Source organism: Glycomyces niveus, from assembly GCF_017592475.1.
GTDB lineage: Bacteria > Actinomycetota > Actinomycetes > Mycobacteriales > Micromonosporaceae > Glycomyces > Glycomyces niveus.
In genome coordinates, this window is record NZ_JAGFNP010000016.1 from 1 (window position 1) to 18,984 (window position 18,984).

15 protein-coding genes and 2 tRNA genes are annotated in these 18,984 nt (G+C 67.7%); 10 read left to right on the top strand and 7 right to left on the bottom strand.

Annotated features, from left to right (window positions below):
- Together J5V16_RS22110 and J5V16_RS22115 are read right to left on the bottom strand one after the other, a co-directional pair.
- On the bottom strand, positions 1 to 224 hold a 224-nt coding region (locus J5V16_RS22110), incomplete at its 3' end, for an RICIN domain-containing protein (RefSeq protein WP_408612512.1).
- A 474-nt stretch (positions 225 to 698) separates the two neighbouring features.
- Positions 699 to 2,480, bottom strand: coding sequence for a cellulase family glycosylhydrolase (locus J5V16_RS22115; protein ID WP_208499158.1), 1,782 nt, complete (start codon positions 2,478 to 2,480; stop codon positions 699 to 701).
- Positions 2,481 to 2,862: 382 nt separating this feature from the next.
- Here J5V16_RS22115 and J5V16_RS22120 point away from each other — a divergent pair, with 382 nt between their 5' ends.
- The 7 genes from J5V16_RS22120 (at position 2,863) to J5V16_RS22150 (ending at position 12,743) form a co-directional block, all read left to right on the top strand.
- Positions 2,863 to 3,963, top strand: a complete 1,101-nt coding sequence (locus J5V16_RS22120; RefSeq protein WP_208499159.1) for a non-reducing end alpha-L-arabinofuranosidase family hydrolase — start codon at positions 2,863 to 2,865, stop codon at positions 3,961 to 3,963.
- 97 nt (positions 3,964 to 4,060) lie between these two features.
- Entirely contained in the window at positions 4,061 to 4,681 is a 621-nt protein-coding gene (locus J5V16_RS22125; protein WP_208499160.1) for an RICIN domain-containing protein, read from the top strand.
- A 136-nt stretch (positions 4,682 to 4,817) separates the two neighbouring features.
- On the top strand, positions 4,818 to 6,425 hold the full coding sequence (locus J5V16_RS22130; protein ID WP_208499161.1) for a glycoside hydrolase family 43 protein: 1,608 nt from the start codon (positions 4,818 to 4,820) through the stop codon (positions 6,423 to 6,425).
- Positions 6,426 to 6,495: 70 nt separating this feature from the next.
- Positions 6,496 to 7,887: a glycoside hydrolase family 43 protein gene (locus J5V16_RS22135; RefSeq protein ID WP_208499162.1), complete on the top strand. Its 1,392-nt coding sequence runs from the start codon at positions 6,496 to 6,498 to the stop codon at positions 7,885 to 7,887.
- A 189-nt stretch (positions 7,888 to 8,076) separates the two neighbouring features.
- Entirely contained in the window at positions 8,077 to 9,534 is a 1,458-nt protein-coding gene (locus tag J5V16_RS22140) for a DUF5605 domain-containing protein (protein WP_208499163.1), read from the top strand.
- Positions 9,535 to 9,578: 44 nt separating this feature from the next.
- A complete protein-coding gene (locus tag J5V16_RS22145; protein ID WP_208499164.1) occupies positions 9,579 to 11,648 on the top strand; it encodes a glycoside hydrolase family 36 protein in 2,070 nt (689 codons plus the stop codon).
- Between the two features lie 231 nt (positions 11,649 to 11,879).
- Positions 11,880 to 12,743, top strand: a complete 864-nt coding sequence (locus J5V16_RS22150) for a hypothetical protein (RefSeq protein WP_208499165.1) — start codon at positions 11,880 to 11,882, stop codon at positions 12,741 to 12,743.
- Positions 12,744 to 12,774: 31 nt separating this feature from the next.
- Here the strand turns inward: J5V16_RS22150 and J5V16_RS22155 are convergent.
- Together J5V16_RS22155 and J5V16_RS22160 are read right to left on the bottom strand one after the other, a co-directional pair.
- Positions 12,775 to 12,865 (bottom strand) — tRNA-Ser (locus J5V16_RS22155).
- A 75-nt stretch (positions 12,866 to 12,940) separates the two neighbouring features.
- Complete coding sequence (locus tag J5V16_RS22160) at positions 12,941 to 13,744, bottom strand: CPBP family intramembrane glutamic endopeptidase (RefSeq protein ID WP_208499166.1); 804 nt, start codon at positions 13,742 to 13,744, stop codon at positions 12,941 to 12,943.
- A gap of 311 nt (positions 13,745 to 14,055) precedes the next feature.
- On the opposite strand from J5V16_RS22160, the gene J5V16_RS22165 reads away from it, so the two are divergent.
- The 3 genes from J5V16_RS22165 (at position 14,056) to mshD (ending at position 16,115) form a co-directional block, all read left to right on the top strand.
- On the top strand, positions 14,056 to 14,874 hold the full coding sequence (locus tag J5V16_RS22165; protein ID WP_208499167.1) for a hypothetical protein: 819 nt from the start codon (positions 14,056 to 14,058) through the stop codon (positions 14,872 to 14,874).
- 38 nt (positions 14,875 to 14,912) lie between these two features.
- Positions 14,913 to 15,004, top strand: a tRNA-Ser gene (locus tag J5V16_RS22170).
- A gap of 226 nt (positions 15,005 to 15,230) precedes the next feature.
- Positions 15,231 to 16,115: a mycothiol synthase gene (gene mshD / locus J5V16_RS22175; protein ID WP_208499168.1), complete on the top strand. Its 885-nt coding sequence runs from the start codon at positions 15,231 to 15,233 to the stop codon at positions 16,113 to 16,115.
- A 101-nt stretch (positions 16,116 to 16,216) separates the two neighbouring features.
- Here the strand turns inward: mshD and J5V16_RS22180 are convergent, their stop codons facing one another.
- From J5V16_RS22180 to J5V16_RS22190, 3 genes are all read right to left on the bottom strand, one after another.
- The gene (locus J5V16_RS22180) at positions 16,217 to 16,972 is read right to left on the bottom strand and encodes an NUDIX hydrolase (protein WP_208499169.1); all 756 of its coding nucleotides are present in this window, start codon (positions 16,970 to 16,972) and stop codon (positions 16,217 to 16,219) included.
- Positions 16,973 to 17,063: 91 nt separating this feature from the next.
- Positions 17,064 to 18,089, bottom strand: a complete 1,026-nt coding sequence (locus tag J5V16_RS22185; protein WP_208499171.1) for an inorganic phosphate transporter — start codon at positions 18,087 to 18,089, stop codon at positions 17,064 to 17,066.
- A gap of 2 nt (positions 18,090 to 18,091) precedes the next feature.
- Positions 18,092 to 18,721 (bottom strand): DUF47 domain-containing protein, encoded by a 630-nt coding sequence (locus J5V16_RS22190; protein WP_208499173.1) that lies wholly within the window; start codon positions 18,719 to 18,721, stop codon positions 18,092 to 18,094.
- Positions 18,722 to 18,984 lie beyond the last annotated feature (263 nt).

An 18,984-nucleotide genomic window follows, 5' to 3' on the forward strand; every position in this document is an offset into this window, starting at 1 on the left:
GTGCGGGTCCACTGTTGCAGCAGGGCCCCGTCGGCGGTGGAGGCACCGCTGACGTCCAGGGCCTTGCCACTGGTGCGGTTCACCAGCACATACCAGGCGGACGTGTCCACCGTGGCGGCCGCAGCAGCGTTGGTGAACGGGTTGAGTACGGTCGCGGCGGCGGCCCCGGCGAGCACGCCGGCCCCGCCGATGAGCATCCGCCTGCGGCTCTTAGGGGTTTCCATCCAGGCCATGATGGCCTCCTTAGCTGAGGTTCGTCGGGTCATGGAGATGCAGGATCATTGCTACGGGTGGGACCGGACCGGGCGGTCGCGGACTGGCGGGTGCGCCACCGCGGTCCGGTCCCGGATCAGTCAGTCAGCGGAGGCCGCCGCGAGCGCGGCCATGCCTCGGTCCAACGGGACAGGATCGAGAAATCGCGTGCGGCCGATTTCATCAGCGGAGGTGGGTACAGAGAATGACTGTTATCGCTCACATATCGCAAATCTAGTCCCGAAACATCTGATGATTCTTTTCGGCGATTCGAACTATCGGGATATCTCTATGCGTAGTCAACGGCTCGACGGAAGTTCGTTGGTGCACCTAGCAGTTAAACTGCCGCGTCGAGTGTCGCCTTCACGGTCGTTTCCGAAAGCCCGCAAGTGATCTCCGGAGCGGCGTGGGCGCCTGAGTGCCCACGCCGCCTCGCAGGTTGCTGCTTAAGGATTGGTTCCGGTCACGGTCGTGCCGGTCTTGGTGACCGTGTAGTCGATCGTGCCGCCACCCCAGAAGTGGAACGTGAGGGTGACGGGCTCGTCGTCCCTGACCGCGTTGAAGAAGTCAGGGGTGAGGCTGATCGTGCCGGCATCGTAGTCGGGCCGGTAGGTCGCCCAGAACTCCTTGTAAGCGGTCCAGTCGTGGGGCCCGGCGTTGGTGCCGTCGGCGTACTTGGCCTCCATCGTGGCGATCTGGTCGCCGTTGAACTCGGTCGGGATCGCGAAGCACGAGGAGTTGCAGGGCTCCCACCCGGACCAAGGTTCGCCGTCCATGGTCCCGGACGCATCCGAGAGCTGCGCCTTGTCGTAGGTGATGATGTGGATCGCCCAAGGCAGGCCGTCCGAGAAGCGGGCTTCGATGGTCGCGTTGGTGCCATAAGCGCGGTCGCCCGCGAGACGGGTGAGCGCGGCGGCGGTCAGGGTGAGCGTGTCACCGGAGACGGTGTAGTCAGCGCCCTCGGTAAGTGCGGTGTCCCCCTGCCACAGGCCCTCGAAGTCAAGGCCGTTGCGGTTGAGGGTGAGCGACTCGTCGGCGATGGTCCCGGCCTTCTCGAGGTAGATCGAGTCGAACGAGGCGGTGCCCGAAAGCGTCGTAAAACCTGAGTCCATGTACGCCTTCAGGAGCGGGTCGCGCCATTCCAGGGTGTGGCGGTTGAGGTACGAACCGGCGTCCCACAGCATCAAGGTCAGCTGCTCTTCGACGGCCTGGTGCGCGGTGGCCTGGAAGAACTTCAGCAATTCGCCGTACTGCGGCGAGTTGGGCACGGTGCCGCGGGTGTAGTCGTAGCCGAGGACACCCCACTCCCCGACGATGACCGGCACGCCGTTGTCGACGAAGGTGTCATTGGTGCGCTGGAAGGTGTTCTCGAGGTCCTGCTGGGTCGCCTCGTCATAGGTGGTGACCCCGGCGACGTTGACGCTGAAGGGATAGAACCCGTAGAAGTGGACGGTCGCGGCGATCATGTCGTCGTCGAGCTCGTCGATGGTGGCCTTGAGCGCGTCCAGGTGCGGCTGCTCGGAGTTGGTGACCCACGTCGGCAGCACCAGGAGCCGGTCAGCGTTCTTCCCGCCGGTGGCGCGGACGGTCTCGTAGAAGTTGACGTTGAGCGTGGCGGTGTGGGCGTCCTGGTTGGCCGTGTCAGTGGGGAACTGCGGCTCGTTGATGCTCTCGAAGGACAGCTCGGACGGGTAGTCCTTGAACCGCTCGGCGATCTGGGTCCACATCGAGTTGAACTTCGCCAGCACGTTCTCGCGGTCGTCCGGCAGCTCCTTGGTGAACATCTGGTCGTGGATGTTGACCATCACTTGGAGGTCGTTCGCGATCGCCCAGTCGACGACCTGCGCTACGCGCTCCATGCGCTCGGAGGAGATCGTGTAGTCCGGTGCCGGGCCGGTGTGCTCGTAATCCCAGGCCACCGGGAGGCGGATCGAGTTGTAGCCCTCGGCCTTGATGGTCTGGAGGAGTTCCTCGGTGATCAGCGGGTTACCCCAGGCGGTCTCACCGCCGGTGTCGCCGCCGAAGGCGTCGAGGGTGTTGCCGACGTTCCAGCCCGGCTGCATGGCCGCGACCTGCTCCATGGCGGTGACCGCGTGGTCCGGCGGGGCGGTCGGCTTTTCTGCATTGGCGCTTGTGGCGCCGATCAGGCCCGCGGTCAGGGCGGTGATTGCTGCGGCGATCGCGCCGAGGCGCAGTCGTCTTCTACGGACAGTGACTGAATTTGTCACGGTTCTCCTTGTGAGGGTGGATACCGTGAGGGCGCGGCGTTCGCCGCTGGAGGGGGGTCGATCTCCTTGTGCGCCCCCACATTAAGTTGAACGATCAAACTTTGTCAATAGGTTGATCCTCGATACGGCCTCGTCGGCCGCCTGCCGCAGCGCAGACGCGTTCCGAGATTGCCTGCAGGCCTTGGGGAAGCGAGCGAGAAAACGAGGGCCGAAAGCAAGCGCTTAACGCTAGGTGTACCAACAAACTTTTCGTCAACCCGTTGACTATATATCGAGATTTCTCTATAGTTCGAATCTCCGAACAATCATCAGATGTTTCAGACCCACCCCGTGTCATGTGAGCGATAACAAGCGGTTCTGCCTGCTCACGGAAGGGAAATTCATGCAAAGAACACCGCGAAATCGCGTGCTGGGAGCGGCGACCGCGATCGCCGTGGCCACCACGCTGGCCTCGAGTGCACTCATCGCCAACGCCCAGACCACCGATGCCGGGACCGGCAGCGCCGACGAGGTCGGGGCGCAGGCCCTGCCGACCTCCTACCAGTGGGAGTCCACCGGACCGCTCATCGGCCCCAAGCCGGACGCGACGCACAACGTCGTCTCCGCCAAGGACCCCACCGTGGTCCGCTACAACGACGAGTGGCTCGTCTACAACACCGTGGCGAACACTCCCGAAGGGCACTGGAGCCTGGCCTTCACCCACTTCTCCGACTGGTCGCAGGCCGCGGACGCGCCCGTGACCTTTCTGGACACCAACCCGAACATCGGCTCCCGGTACGCCGCCGCTCCGCAGCTCTTCCACTTCGCGCCGGACGACGAGTGGTACCTCGTCTACCAGACCGGGCCGCCCTCGTACTCCACCAGCAAGAACCCCGCCGACCCGATGAGCTGGTCGGCGCCGAAGAACTTCATCGACGAAACGCCTCCCGTCGTCGAAGAGAACAGCGGCGGGTGGCTGGACTTCTGGAACATCTGCGACGACAGCATGTGCTACCTGTTCGCCGCCGACGACGACGGGCGCGTGTACCGCTCCGAGACTACGATCGGCGAGTTCCCGAACGGCTTCCGCAACACCCAGATCGTCCTGCAGGACACGCGCGACCTCCTCTTCGAGGGCGGCGCGGTCTACAAGGTCGACAACACCAACCAGTACCTGCTGATCTGGGAGGCGATGGGCTCCAACGGCCGCTACTACCGCTCGTACCTCGCCGACGGCCTCACCGGGCAGTGGCAGCTGCAGGCCGGCGACCAGAGCGCTCCGTTCGCCGGGATCGCGAACGTGACGTTCCCCGATGGCAAGTGGACGGCGGACATCAGCCACGGTGAACTCATCCGGCAAGGCAACGACCAGACCATGCAGATCGACACCGGCAACCTCCAGTTCCTATACCAGGGCCGCGACCCGAGCACCGACGGCATGGAGTACTCACAGCTCCCGTACCGCCTCGCGCTCCTGACCCTCAAGGGCGGCGCCTCCTGCTGACCGTCCTGAACCTCCCTCCGGCACTTGGAGAAAGCGCCCAGTGCTAACCCTCACGAAACCCTCATTCCCTGTCCGCGCATTCACTAAGGAGCACCCGATGGCATCGGACGCACCCGATATCTCGATCCTGTCCCGCTGGACCCGAGGCATGGCAGCGCTCGCTGCGGCGATCGTGATCGCGACCGCCGCACTGGTCGCCTTCCACACCGACCGCGCCGAGGCGCAGCCGCCGAGCACCAGCGACTGGTACACGATCGTCTCCCGCCACTCCGGCCTGGCCTTCGACATCCAGGGCGTCTCGACCGCGACCGGAGCGACCCTCACCCAGTACACCAACTGGGCGAATCCCAACCAGCAGTTCCGCTTCATCGACAGCGGCAACGGCTACTACCGGATCCAAGCCCGCCACTCCGGGCTGGTGCTCGACGTCTGGGACTTCAGCACCGCCGACGGCGCCACCGTCGCCCAGTACACCAACCTGAACGGCACCAACCAGCAGTGGCAGGTCAACAAGGACTCGGCCGGCTACTACTCCTTCATCAACCGCAACTCGGGCAAGGCACTCGACGTCTACGGCTGGTCCACAACAGCGGGTGATCCGATCCGCCAGTGGACGCCGACGGGCGCGGCGAACCAGCAGTTCTCGCTCGTCCCGGTGGGCGCCACCTGCGGCGCGGACACCGTCCTCGCCGACATCGCGGCGGCCTCTGCCGACTGACCGACTGGGACCGGACCGGGCGACGCACCCACCGGTCCGCGGCCGCCCGGTCCCATCCCTGGCAATGAGCCCGCATGTCCATGACCCGACGCATCGCCAACGTTCGGGGAAGCGAACCTCGATCAAGGAGACCTCCATGGCCTGGATGGAAACCCCCAAGAGTCGCCGACGCATCCTCATCAGAGGAGCCGGCGTGCTCGCCGGGGCCGCCGCCGCTACCGCGCTCAACCCGTTCACCGCAGCCGAAGCTCAGCAGACGAGCTTCACGAACCCTGTGATCTGGCAGGACTTCGCCGACGTCGAGCTCATCCGAGTCGGCTCGGACTTCTACATGACCGCGTCCACGATGCACTACTCGCCAGGAGCCCCGGTCCTGCATTCCCGGGACCTCGTCAACTGGGAGTTCATCGGCCACTCTGTGCCGAGACTCGACTTCAGCGACTGGTACGACCTGAACGGCGGCCACCGCTACATCGTCGGCATCTGGGCTTCCTCGCTCACGCACCGCGCCAGCGAGAACCGCTTCTACTGGCTCGGCCAGATCGACTTCCACCGCTCGTTCATGTACACCGCCACCGACCCGGCCGGGCCCTGGACCCGCCACGCGGAGTTCCCCCGCTCGTACTACGACGCCGGGATGCTCGTCGACACCGACGACACCATGTACGTCGCGTACGGGAACACCGAGCTCTACGTCGCGCAGCTCTCGGCCGACGGCAAGACCGAGGTCCGCAACGAGCACGTCTTCTCCAGCCCGTCCGAGATCGGCGGCCTGGAGGGCGCCAGGTTCTACAAGATCAACGGCAGCTACTACATGTTCCTCACCAAGCCCCCGAACGGCCAGTACATCCTTAAGTCCTCATCGCCTTGGGGCCCTTACGAAATCCGGGAGGTGCTGCTCGACATGCCCGGACCGATCCCCGGCGGCGGCATCCCGCACCAGGGCGGCCTCGTCTCCACACCCGGCGGCGACTGGTACTACATGGGGTTCGTCGACGCCTACCCCGGCGGGCGGGTGCCCGCGCTCGCCCCGATCACCTGGACCGCAGACGGCTGGCCGCAGGTGCAGACGGTGAACGGCGCCTGGGGGCAGACGTACCCGTTCCCGAACCTCACCCCGCATCCCGTGCCGTCCATGATCGGTACCGACACGTTCACCACCGCGACGCTCGCCGCCAAGTGGGAATGGAACCACAACCCCGACGACACCAAGTGGTCCACCGGGAACGGACTCAGGCTCCAGACCGCGACGGTCACGGACGATCTCTACAAGGCCCGAAACACGCTCACCCACCGCATCCAAGGTCCTTCTTCCACGGCCACCGTCGAACTCGACCCGGCCCAGATGGCGGACGGCGACCGCGCCGGTCTGGCGGTGCTCCGCAACGATTCGGCCTGGATCGGCCTGCGCCGCGAGAACGGCGTCACCCGCATCTCCATGACCGACGGCCACACCATGGACTCGGGCTTCAACACCGTCGGTAAGGGCATCGAACGCGCGAGCGCCGAACTGTGCGGGTCCACCGTCTGGCTGCGGGTCACCGCCGACATCCGACCAGGCGCCGAACGGCAGGCGCATTTCTCCTACAGCGAAGACGGATCGAACTTCATCCCGCTCGGGACCGCGCACACCCTCGGCACCAGCCCCGCGTTCTTCATGGGCCCACGGTTCGCGGTCTTCAACCACGCCACCCGATCCCTCGGCGGCGCCATCACCGTCAAACGCTTCACGGTCACCGCATAAGCACCCGCAACACCCGATTCGCGCATCCTGCGCGACACCCGTTGGCGCGCGAGCGCCGGAGAGGTTCCCCATGAAGACACCCCGACCGAGACGCCGCCTCGCGGCGGCGCTGGCCGCAGCGTTCGTCGCGGCCCTGCTGAGCGCCGCCGCCGACCCAGCGCCCGACCCGGCACAGGCCGACAACCCGATCGTCCAGACCATCTACACCGCCGACCCCGCGCCGCTGGTCCACAACGGCCGCGTCTACCTCTACACAGGGCACGACGAGGACGGCTCGACCTCCTCGTTCAATATGAAGGACTGGCGGGTCTACTCCTCCGACGACATGGCCAACTGGACCGACCACGGCTCGCCGCTCAGCCTCGACACGTTCAGCTGGGCGGGCGCGAACGCCTGGGCGGGCCAGGCCATCGAACGGAACGGCATGTTCTACTGGTACGTCCCCACGTCGGAGCGGACCACCGGCCAGTTCGCGATCGGCGTGGCCGTCTCCAACAGCCCCACCGGCCCGTTCTGGGACGCCCTCGGGCACCCGCTCGTCATGAACGGCGAGATCGACCCCACGGTCTTCATCGACACCGACGGGCAGGCCTATCTCTACTGGGGCAACCCGAACCTCTGGTACGTGAAGCTCAACGCCGACATGATCTCCTACTCGGGCTCCCCCACCAAGATCCCCCTCACCACGGAGGGCTTCGGCACCCGCCCCGGCGGCACGGACCGGCCGACCCTCTACGAGGAGGGGCCGTGGGTCTACAAGCGCGGATCGCTGTACTACAACGTCTTCGCCGCGCAGTGCTGCCAGGAGTTCATCGCCTACTCGACGGCCCCGAGCCCGACCGGGCCGTGGACCTACCGGGGCACGGTCATGCCGGCACAGGGCAACGCCTTCACCAACCACCCGGGCGTGATCGACTTCAAGGGATCGTCGTACTTCTTCTACCACAACGGCGCCCTGCCCGGCGGCGGCGGTTTCACCAGGTCCGTGGCCGTCGAGAAGTTCGTCTACAACCCCGACGACACGATCCCGCAGATGAACATGACCACAGCCGGGCCGCCGCAAGTAGGGACCCTCAATCCCTATGTGCGCCAAGAGGCCGAGACGATCGCCTGGGCCACGGGGGTCGAGACCGAGTGGACCGCCGCCGGCGGTATGAACGTCGGCTGGATCGAGAACGGGGACTCGATCAAGGTCAGGGGCGTCGCCTTCGGCACCGGCGCGCGCCAGTTCACCGCCCGCGTGGCCTCGGCTACCGGCGGCGGCACGATCGAGCTGCGGGTCGACGGCCCCAGCGGCCCTGTCGTGGGCAGATGCACCGTCTCGGGCACCGGAGGCTGGCAGACCTGGGCGGACGTCACCTGCCCGGTCAGCGGCGCGACCGGCACCCGCGACCTGTACCTGAACTTCTCCGGCGGCAGCGGTTTCCTATTCAATGTGGACTGGTGGCGCTTCGCCGTTTAGCCAGAACGGATCGGGCCTCCGCGAGGGAGGCCCGTTCACGTCGAGCAGCGCCTTCGGCTGGGTGGCCCCCCGAGCACGGGCCGCCCGTCGTCGGCCGCCCGCGCGATTCGGCCTTGGACGACCGCGCTCGGCGTAGTAAGTTGGGCCACCCGTAAGAACTCGGCCGCGATTCCCCTCCGAGAGGAACCGATGAACCAGCCCGCTGCACCTGAGACCTGCACCCGCTGGGGCGTGTACGAAGTCGCGCTCCACGGCCCCGCCGACGGCAACCCGTTCACCGACGTCGACCTGGCGGCGGTCTTCGACGACGGTGAGCGGGAGATGCGCGTCGGGGGGTTCTACGACGGCGACGGGACCTACCGGATCCGCTTCATGCCCGACACCGAGGGGCGGTGGACCTTCACGACCGCCTCGAACGTCCCCGCACTCGACGGCGCGACCGGTGAGTTCACGTGCACCGCGCCGGCACCGGGCACCCATGGTCCGGTCCGGGCCGAAGGCTTCCACTTCGCGCACAGCGACGGCACCCGCTACGTCCCGGTCGGCACCACCGCCTACGCGTGGACCCACCAGGTCGAGCGCCTGCGGGACCAGACCCGCCGGACCCTGGCCGCGGGGCCGTTCAACAAGGTGCGGATGTGCCTGCTGCCCAAGTGGTACCAGTACAACCACGACGAGCCCGAGCGCTACCCCTTCCCCAGCTCGGCCAAGGACGGCTGGGACACGACCCGGTTCGACCCGGCGTTCTTCCAACGGTTCGAACAGGAAGTGGCCGCCTTGCAGGACATGGCGATCGAAGCGGACGTCATCCTCCTCCACCCCTACGACCGGTGGGGATTCGCCGACCTCGGCGCCGAAGCCGACGACCGGCTGATCCGCTACACCGTTCGGCGCCTCGCGGCCTACGCGAACGTCTGGTGGTCCATGGCCAACGAGTACGACATGATGGGCGCCAAGACCGAGGACGACTGGGAGCGCCTGGCCACCGTCGTGACCGAAGAGGACCCGCACGGGCACCTCAACTCGATCCACAACTGCGGCCCGTTCTACGACTACGCCAAACCGTGGATCACCCACGCCAGCATCCAGCGCCAGGACGCCTACCGGACCGCCGAGTTCACCGACGAGTGGCGCGAGCGCTGGGGCAAACCGGTCGTGATCGACGAGTGCGCCTACGAAGGCGACATCGACCAGGGCTGGGGGAACATCTCCGGCGAGGAGTTGACCCGGCGCTGCTGGGAGGGCGCGGTACGCGGCGGCTACGTCGCGCACGGCGAGACCTACCTCAACGACGCCGAGGAACTCTGGTGGTCCAAAGGCGGCGCACTCGTCGGCACCAGCCCCGCCCGCATGGCCTTCCTGCGCGAAGTCATCGCCGCGTCGCCGACCGGGGTCCTCGACCCGCTCCCCTCCAACTGGGACGCGCCGGTCGGCGGAGCCGCCGGCGAATACGAGATCACCTACCTCGGGTTCAGTCGCCCCCGCTTCCGCGAACTCAAACTCCCCGAAGGCAAGCGCTGCGCGGTCGACGTGATCGACACCTGGAACATGACCGTCGAACGCCTCACCGATTCCGCCGAGGGCACCGTCCGCGTCCCCCTCCCCGGCCGCCAGCACATGGCCATCCGCGTCCTCACCGAGAAATAGCGAGGAACCAGAGCAAGGCCCCACAATCGAGAGTGGAGTGGTAAATGACATCGCAAGCCACGTCGCACCGTGACGAGGATCCGGTCTTCGAGTGGGCCCTCCCCGGGCTCCACCTGAAGTTCGACCACCGCGACGGCCGGCCCGTGCGGCTCGTGCGCCTCGCGACCGCACCCGAGGCGCCGTCAGCGGCCCAGCCCTGGGCGATCATCGACGTCACCACCGCGGGGGTCAAGCACGACGCCAGCGACGACCAGGGCCTCCTCTACGCGAGCGCCGGGCAGCGGCTCCGCTACGCGGGCCACGAATCGGATGAGACCGAACTGCGGATCCGCCAGCGCGCACCGGAGTTCGGCGTCGAGGTGCTCAGTGTCTTCCGCGCCGCCGGACCGGGCCTCCAGATCCGGCACACCGTCCGCAACGTGGCCGACCGGAGTCTCGTACTGCTCTCGGTGAGCTCGGCGCTCGTGGCCGTGACCGGCGACGGCGGGCACGACCTCCTCTGGGGCGAGACCGAATGGCGGGCCGAGGGGCGCTGGCGGCAGCGCCCCTTGCGCGAGCTGCTGCCCGACACCGATCCCGCGATGCACGGCGGCCAGCACCCGCGCGGTCTCTTCTCGCTGACCAGCCATGGGAGCTGGTCGACCGGTTCGTTCCTGCCGACCGGGGTCCTCGCGGCCGAGACCGTCCCTTCGATCGCGTGGCAGGTCGAGACGAGCGCCGGCTGGCACTGGGAGGCAGCGCAGACCGGGGCCACGGTGACCGTGGGCGCGTACGGCGCGACCGAGAGGCACCACCAGTTCGCCGCGAGGCTGGCGCCGGGCGAGGAGTTCACCTCGGTGCCGGCGGGGCTCTGCGTCGCCGACGGCGGCCGGGACGCGGCCTTCGCGGCGCTCACCGGTTACCGGCGTGCGATCCGTGAGGTGCGTCCGGTCGACGGTCGGCTGCCGGTGGTCTACAACGACTACATGAACACGCTCATGGGCGAGCCGTCGACGGAGAAGCTGCTGCCGCTCATCGAGTCGGCGGCCGAGGCGGGCGCGGAGTACTTCTGCATCGACGCCGGGTGGTACGCCGTGCCCGGCAGCGCCTGGTGGATCGGTGCGGGCGAGTGGCTCGAGGCTCCCGAGCGGTTCACCGGCGGCTTGTCGTCGGTCGTCGACGCCATCCGCGCCAACGGCATGCGGCCCGGGTTGTGGTTGGAGCCGGAGTCGGTCGGGGTCGAGTCGGCGATGGCGGAGCGGTTGCCGGAAGAGGCGTTCTTCCAGCGGTTCGGTGAGCGGGTGATCGTGGCGGGGAACTTCCAGCTCGACCTGCGGCATCCGGCGGCGCGCGCGCACTTGGACGAGACGGTGGACCGGTTGGTGGACGAGTTCGGGCTCGAGTTCATCAAGCTCGACTACAACCGGAACATCGGCGGCGGGACTGACGTGGACGCCGACGCGCCGGGGGCAGGGCTGCTCGGTCACACCCGGGCCTTCCGCGACTGGTTGGTCGGCGTGCACGCCCGGCATCCGGGAGTGCTGTTCGAGAATTGCGGTTCGGGTGCGCTGCGCATGGACTACGGCATCCTTTCGGTGGCGCATCTGCAGTCGACCTCGGACCAGGAGGACTTCCGGAAGTACGTGCCGATCGCGGCGGCGGCGCCTGCGAGCGTCCTGCCCGAGCAGGCGGGAAACTGGGCATATCCGGCCGCCGCGATGAGCCTGGAGGAGACGGCGTTCGCGATGACGGCTGGGGTCATGGGTCGGCTGTACCTCTCTGGGTTCCTCAATGAGTTGAGCGCGGAGCAGTCCGCGCTGGTACGCGAAGCGGTTGCGCTGCATAAGGACTGGCGGCATCGTATTGCCGGGTCGCATCCGGTGTGGCCGCTGGGACTTCCGGGCTGGGGGGACGAGGTGATCGCCTTGCAGCTCGACACCGGATCTGAGTCGCTGCTGGCGCTGTGGTCGCGCGGTGAGGCTGCGGAGGTCGAGCTGCCAGGGCTGCGCGGGCGGGACCTGAAGCAGGTCTACCCGATCGCCTTGCCGGAGTGGACGATCCGCACCGACGGCGAGACGCCGGTCGTCAAGCTCCCGGCGGGGCCCGACGCCAGGATCTTCACAGTGCAGCGGTGATTCGGGCTTCAGAGGTCAAAAGCCCTATGAGAATCGGTGGGGGACGCTGAAAATGGGATGGTTTGCAGTTATTCATCTGACCTTTTTCGCAGATAGCTCGGCGTCTACGAGCGTTGCAGGCTTGTGGTCTGGTGACTGTCAGCAGGGCTGGAGGCCGCTGGCGGGCGACGGTAACCGATGCCGGCCGCTACTACCTCGAACACGGCAGCCACCCTGACATCGAGGCTGGTGATGCAGAGTCGGCTGTCCAGCCTCAACACCAACGTGGCTGCCCTGGGTCTGCGGAGTCGTCCGACGCTGGAGGGGCTGCGGAGCGCAGGTCGCGGTACTCCCGAACGGCGGCTTCTGGCGAACGGCGAGACGATCCCATCGGCGCTCGTGACGCGACTGGTTCGAGACGGTGCCATCGACCTGTTCTCCCTCACCGAGTCGGAGCAGCGGCGACGGCGAACGACCGTCGACTACGCCAAACGGCACCATCTCGTACCCGAAGGGCATCGGATCGAGACCAGCAGCTTCGGCAGCACCGGCACGCTGACCATCCGACTCACCACCGCCATACGCACCGGCCGGAAACGCAACTTGGACCTGCCGCCCGTCATCGTCTCCGAGCAGTTGGACGACCTTCATCCAGTCGCCGCTCGGCTAAGGGACTCCCCAGAACGGCTCACCGTGCTGGCAGGAGCGCGGGAGCGGTGCCTGCGCATCCTGCAAGCCATCGCTGCCGCCGCGGTTGCCGGGGATGGGAGGTCGCCGAACATCCGGTCGATCTCGACGGTGCCCTCTCCGACGTGGTGCGAACCGCCCGCTATCGGGTCGGCGCCATGCGAATCGGTCTCGAGGGTCACACCGTTGCCGTCGCCATCGACCAGAAGCATCCGCTGTCTCCAGACCAGATCAAGGCCGCAGTCGGGTTGGGCACAAAACTTTGGCGGGTATTCGGCGGAAGATGGGCGGGACACCGCTGGACGGAACGGGTCATGGCTGGACGACGCGATCCCGTGTCCAGGCGTTTTCGCAGTTCAACGGCTTGCAACCGCTCATTCGAACATTCGGGTCAAAGTCGAAGGCCTGGCATTGAAGAAGCCCCGGTGAGCCTGCGTTTCCGCAGGTCAGCGGGGCTTTGTGGCGGAGGATATGGGATTTGAACCCATGATCGGGTATCACCCGAAACCCGCTTAGCAGGCGGGCGCACTAGGCCACTATGCGAATCCTCCAGGACGCGCCGGAGCGCGTACCAAGCACAGAGCATACCGGTCCGGTGCTCGCAGGCCCAAGCGGGTTCGGGTCGGTCAGAGCCAGCTCACGTGGGGTGCGACCAGGAGGTATCCGACGAAGGCCGCGATGTCGAGGAGGGTGTGGGCCCAGATCAGTGGCCCGGTGCGCTTCCAGCGGAGGTAGAAGAGCGCGAAGACGGCGCCCATGACGACGTTGCCGATGAAGCCGCCGAAGCCCTGGTAGAGGTGGTAAGTGCCGCGCAGGAGGGCGTGGGCGGCGATGATCGCGGGGACGCCCCAGGCGAGTTGGCGCAGGCGCGTGACGAGGTAGCCGAGGCCGACGACCTCTTCGATGACCGCGTTCTTGAGCGCGGCGAGGACGAGGATCGGGACGGCCCACCACACGTCGTTGAGGTTCGCCGCGGCGATCGAGGCGTTGAGGCCGAGCGCGCGGGCGGTGAAGTAGAGGCCGAGCCCGGGGATGCCGATGCACGCGGCGAGGCCGGCGCCGCTGAGCAGGTCGAAACCGGGGCGGCGGGCGTCGAGGCCGATGGCGCGGAAGGGGTTGCCGCGGTCGAGGCTGAGGAAGTGCAGGGCGAGCGCGACCGGCGCCATCGCGAGGGCGAGGCTGACGAGCTGCTGCGCGAGGTCGTACCAGGGCCGCTCGGCCTCGGCCTTCGCCGAGTTCATCGACTGGACGCTGTCGGCGAGGCCGCCCGGTTCGGTGAGGGTGCCGATGATGTCGACGATCGACCAGATCGCGGACGCGCCCAGCGAGAGCGCGAGGACGATCAGGATCTCGCGTTTGACGACGCGGGGCGCGAGCAGCGGCGGGGCCGTCGCCGGTTCGTCGGCGAGCGCGGTCTCGGGGTTCGGCATGCGTTCCAGCCTGCCAGAACTCGGACGCGGGCGCGACACGCCCGGGGCCGCAGGCGGGAATGCGGGCCGTCGCACCGAGTGTGCGACGCGGTCGCGCCCGGCGCGGGGATGATCATCGTGCGAGGCGAGGTGCTGTGAGGCTCATCCCACTCGGCGACGCTCACCGTTCACGGCACCTCGCTTTCCTACACCCTGTCGCGGCCCCGTGTCTGTCAGTTTGTTGACACTGGCGGCGACGAATCAGGTAAGGTTAGCCAGTCCTTACCTGAGAGGGGTACGCTATGCGGCTCGCGACTGCGGAGGCTCTGGTCTTGAGCTCCACCGCGCTCGATCGCCGTCCCGCCGTGCCCCTGGTCACGAACCCCGTCGACGCGCTGCGCACCGCCGCCGACCGCGTCGACCGCGAGGTGAGCGTCCATCCGCTCGCGGGCGTACGCGCCTGGCTCGACGGCGCGCCCGTCCGGGACGGCGTCGAGTTCCCCGCCGCCGAGCTGGCCGCCGGGAAGCGGATCGACGAGCTCATGGGCACGGCCGCCGCGCTGTGGGGCGGCTCGGCCCACGCCAATGCGGCCCTCGCCTGGAAGACCTACTGCTACTGGACGCTCGCGCCGGTCGTGCTCGGCTACGTCGCCGCCCGCCGCGTCCCCGTCCTCGACGCCGCCAACGCGGTCTTCCGCGTCGCCGAGGACGCCCCGATGTTCTCGGTGCGCCAGCGCCGCCCGAAGTTCTTGGCGCTGCCGCACGATCCGTGCGCCGCGCACCCGGACGTGGAAGTGGTCGCGAACGGGTCGGTCCTGCTGGACCGCTTGCGCGCCACCGTGTTCGAGGGCCACCTGGTCCCGGTCTTGGACGCGTTCCTCGCGAACGCCCGGGTCGGCCGGCGGACCCTGATGGGCTCGGTCGCCTCCGGCATCGCGTACGCGGTCGCGTCGATCGCGCAGGTCGTGCCCGACCCTGACGACGTGGTGGCCAAGACCCTGCTGGAGCTGTTCGACGTCGGCGACCTGGTCGACATCAGCACCGACGAGGAAGGCCGCCTGGTCTACCGGCGGCGCACCTGCTGCCTCGCGCTCACCATCGAGGGCAACCGCACCTGCTCCACCTGCTGCGTCCAGTCAGAGCGGCCCTGACCGCGGTTTGATAGATTGGCGCTTGCCTCACAGGCCCTGGAGGGGTCGCATAGTGGACTAGTGCAGCGGTCTTGAAAACCGCCAAGGGTGTCAAAGCTCTTCGTGGGTTCGAATCCCACCCTCTCCGCCATCCGCCGCCGTTCTCTGGCGGCGACATTTCCGGCGCATCTGCGCGAGTATCCGATCGAACCGACCTCGGCAGCGCTGTGCGCCTGGGGTGTTCACGAGCTGCGCCCTCGAACCCTGGGCATGAAAAAGGACTCAGCACCCCGGCACGGTGCTGAGTCCACGATTAGGGTAACCCCATGGCGCAACATGCTTCACTTCCGGGTCGGGATATTCACAGAATCGTTACGATGGCGCACCGCTGCGAGGAGGTCGACGGCGTCGCCCCGTTCAACGAGCAGACCACCCTCGCGCTCTCCCGCCGTCCTGAGAAGCATCGCAGGCATTTCGTTGTGCCCCTTGGTGAAACGGTGATCGCGTACGCGGGCGCGGCGCTCGTCGGGGACGCCGCCGAGGCCGAGATCGCGGTCGATCCGGCGCACCGCGGCAAGGGGGTCGGGAGCCGGCTGCTCGCCAACGTCCTGGATTGGATTGAGGCGGATATCACGAATCTGCGGGTGTGGGCGCACGGGGATCTGCCCGTTTCGCAGCGGTTCGCGGCAAAGCACGGCTTCACGCGCGACCGCGTGCTGTACCAGTTCTCGCGCGACCTGGACGGATTCGCTTGGCCCGCGGCGTGGCCGGAGGGCATCGGCCGCAACTGGCCCGTCGGCGACGGCCCGGCCGCGGTGCTGCCCGCCGGGGTGCGCTTGCGGCCCTTCAGGGTCGGGCGGGACGAGGCGGAGTGGCTGCGGGTGAACGCGGCGGCGTTCGCCACCCACCCGGAGCAGGGCCGTTGGACCGCAGCGGATCTCGCCGCCCGTCAGGAGGAGGTCTGGTTCGACCCGGACGGCCTGCTGGTCGCCGAGGACGACGAGGGGCTGCTCGGCTTCCACTGGACGAAAGTGGAGGAGGGCGTCGGCGAGGTCTACGTGCTCGGCGTCGACCCGCGCGCCCAGGGCACCGGCCTCGGCCGGACGTTGACGCTCGCCGGGCTCGCCCACCTTGCGGCGCACGGCATCCGGCAGGTGGACCTGTACGCGGACGAGTCGAACGCCAAGGCGGTCAAGCTGTACCGCTCGCAGGGATTCGAGGTCGTCCGCACCGACGTGCAGTGGGCGAAGCGCCTGCGATAACGCAAGGATCGCTCGCTTGCCGCCCCTGTCGGACCGTCCCGGTACGTTGGTTGACGAGGGGGCCTGCGTTAGGGACATTTCCGTAATTTCGGAAATGCGACTCAGGCCGCGGCGAGCGCGTCCGTCGGGTAGCCCTCTTCGCCGGGGAGCACCAGGCGGGCGTCCTCGCCGTCGACGGCGACGCGCGGCAGGATCGGCGCCATGTCGCGCTGCTCGGCGGCGGCGAATACCTCGCCCACCGTCGAGTACCGCGCGAGCTCGGCGAGCGTGGTCGCCTCCGGGATCGACATCTGGCCGCCGTACTGGCACACCGCCTGCTCCGGCCCGATCCACGTCGCGTACTCCGGTTCGCGCACCCGGATGCGCGGCTGGAAGCCCTCGGCGAGCGTCGCCACGTAGATCCACGAGTCGAACCGCACCGGCTCGTACTCGGGCGTCACCCAGCGCGCCCAGGCGCGCTGGAGGGCGACCATCGCGCCGGTCTCCTCCTCGACGGCCCGCAGGCCGGTCATGGCCACATCGGGGTCGTCGGGCTTGTGGCGCCCGCCCGGGAAGCCGTACTGGGCGCCGCCGCGCGGGCCGTTCATGGCGTGCTCGTAGTGGTCGACGTCGAGGTGCGACCAGCGCTCGCGCACCTGGAGGGTGTCGGCGCGCCCGATCGAGGGGAGCCCGAACGGCTCCTTCGCGGCGTGCCGCAGCAGGAACACCCGCAGCGGGGCCTCGCGGAGGAGGACGACGGCGGCGGCGCGCTCGGGCTCGGCGGGAGCGCCCTGCTTGCGGAGGCGGGCGAGAGCGCGAGCGGCCGACGTGGAGTCGACCGCTCTGAAGTCCCATTTCCCGAAGCGCTGGATGGACATGCCATCACGCTAACCCAGATCGGGCGTTTCCAGTGCGCAACGGCTGAAACGACAGCGGCCCGGCCGAAGCCGGGCCGCGCGCGGAAGCGTCCTAGCCGATGAACTGGATCGGCAGGTAGAACAGGGCGCCGACGAGCGCCGCGATCGGGAACGTGATGATCCACGCGATCACGATCGAGCGGGCCACGCCCCACCGCACGGCGCGCTTGCCGCCGGTCGAGCCGACGCCCATGATCGCCGAGGTGATGGTGTGGGTGGTCGAGATGGGGGCGCCGAGCAGGTAGGTGTTGGCGTACAGCACCGAGCTGGCCACGGTCTCGGCCGCGAAGCCCTGGGGCGGGCCGAGGTCGATGATCTTGCGGCCCATGGTCTTGATGATGCGCCAGCCGCCGGCGTAGGTGCCCGCGGCCATGACGGCGGCCGAGACCCAGTAGACCCACTGCGGGATGTGCGTGGCGTCGTCCTGGATGCCGCCCACGTAGAGGGCGAGGACGATGACACCGATGATCTTCGCGGCGTCCTGCATGCCGTGGCCGAGGGCCATGGCGGCCGCGGAGGCGGTCTGGGCGTGGCGGAAGCCGCGGTTGAGCTTGTCGGGACGGCCGCGGCGGAAGAGCCAGTAGACGGCGATCATCACGAGGAAGCCGAGCGCGAAGCCCACGAGCGGGGAGATCACCGTGGGGAGCACGATCTTCTCGACGATGCCGTGCCAGAGCACCCAGACGTTGGCGTTGCCCATGATGAGCCAGCCGCCGGCCATGGTCGCGCCGACGATGCCGCCGAACAGGGAGTGCGACGAGGAGGTGGGGAGGCCGAAGTACCAGGTGATGAAGTTCCACGTGATGGCGCCGAGGAGGCCGGACATCACGATGAGGAGCCCGTCGAGGCCGGTGGGGAGGGACACGATGCCCTCGGCGACGGTCTTGGCCACCTTCGCGCCGAGGTGGGCGCCGATGAAGTTGCCGATCGCGGCCATGCCGAGCGCGACGCGGGGCTTGAGGGCGCGGGTCGAGATCGAGGTGGCGATGGCGTTCGCGGAGTCGTGGAACCCGTTGGTGTAGCCGAAGAGGAGCGCCGCGGCGATGCAGCCGAATACGGCGATGAGGACAGTGTCCACGTTCAGGATTCCTTGACGTAGACCGACTCGACGACGTTGGAGACCGACTCGAAGGAGTCGCAGGCGGCCTCGAGCTCGTCGGCGACCTCTTTGAGCTTCATGACGGTGAGGGCCGGGTACTCGCCGGAGTACAGGCGCACCAGGAGCATGCGGTAAGCGCGGTCGCCGTCGTTCTCGAGGCGGTTGCACTCGACCCAGAACTCCTTCATCGAGGCGTTGAGGCCCTTGAGCTTCGGCATGTACTCGGCGAGGAGCTCGGCCTGGGAGACGAGGACGGTGATCTGCTCGATCATCTCGCGGGGCAGGGCGGGCAGCTCGGAGAGGCCGTAGAGGTAGACGAGGTTGGCGGCGGCCTCGATGTGGTCGAGGATGTCGTCGAGCTTGCCGGCCAGGTGGTACATGTCGGTGCGGTCCATCGGCGTGACGAAGGTCGAGTTGACCTTGTTGAAGAGCCGGTGGGTGAGCTGGTCGTTGTCGTGCTCGACGTCGACGAGGCGCTCGGAGATCTTCTGGTAGTCGGCCGACTCGTCGCCCAGTTCGGCCAGGATCGACACGCCCCGGCGGATGTTGTCCGCCGCGTCGTTGAAGAAGGCGTAGAACGCGTCGTCCTGAGGCTTCAGCGAGAACCGCACTGGGCACCCCTGCTTTCGGTCGTTTTGACTGTCCTCACTGTACCGATCGGCTCAGGGGACGGGTGGAAATCGTCACCGCGAAGTTAACATCCAGGTGAACGCGACACAAGCTCGTGAAGTCTCCTGTGTGAGACTCCACGAAACCGCTCCAAGCTGGGGTTATGCAAAGGTTTCATTTGAATTCACCTTCTGTTCACCTTTGACTTCCGGGGCGCTCGCAACGCACCCCACTGCGCCCTTCTTGCCGTGTCGGCAAGACGGGT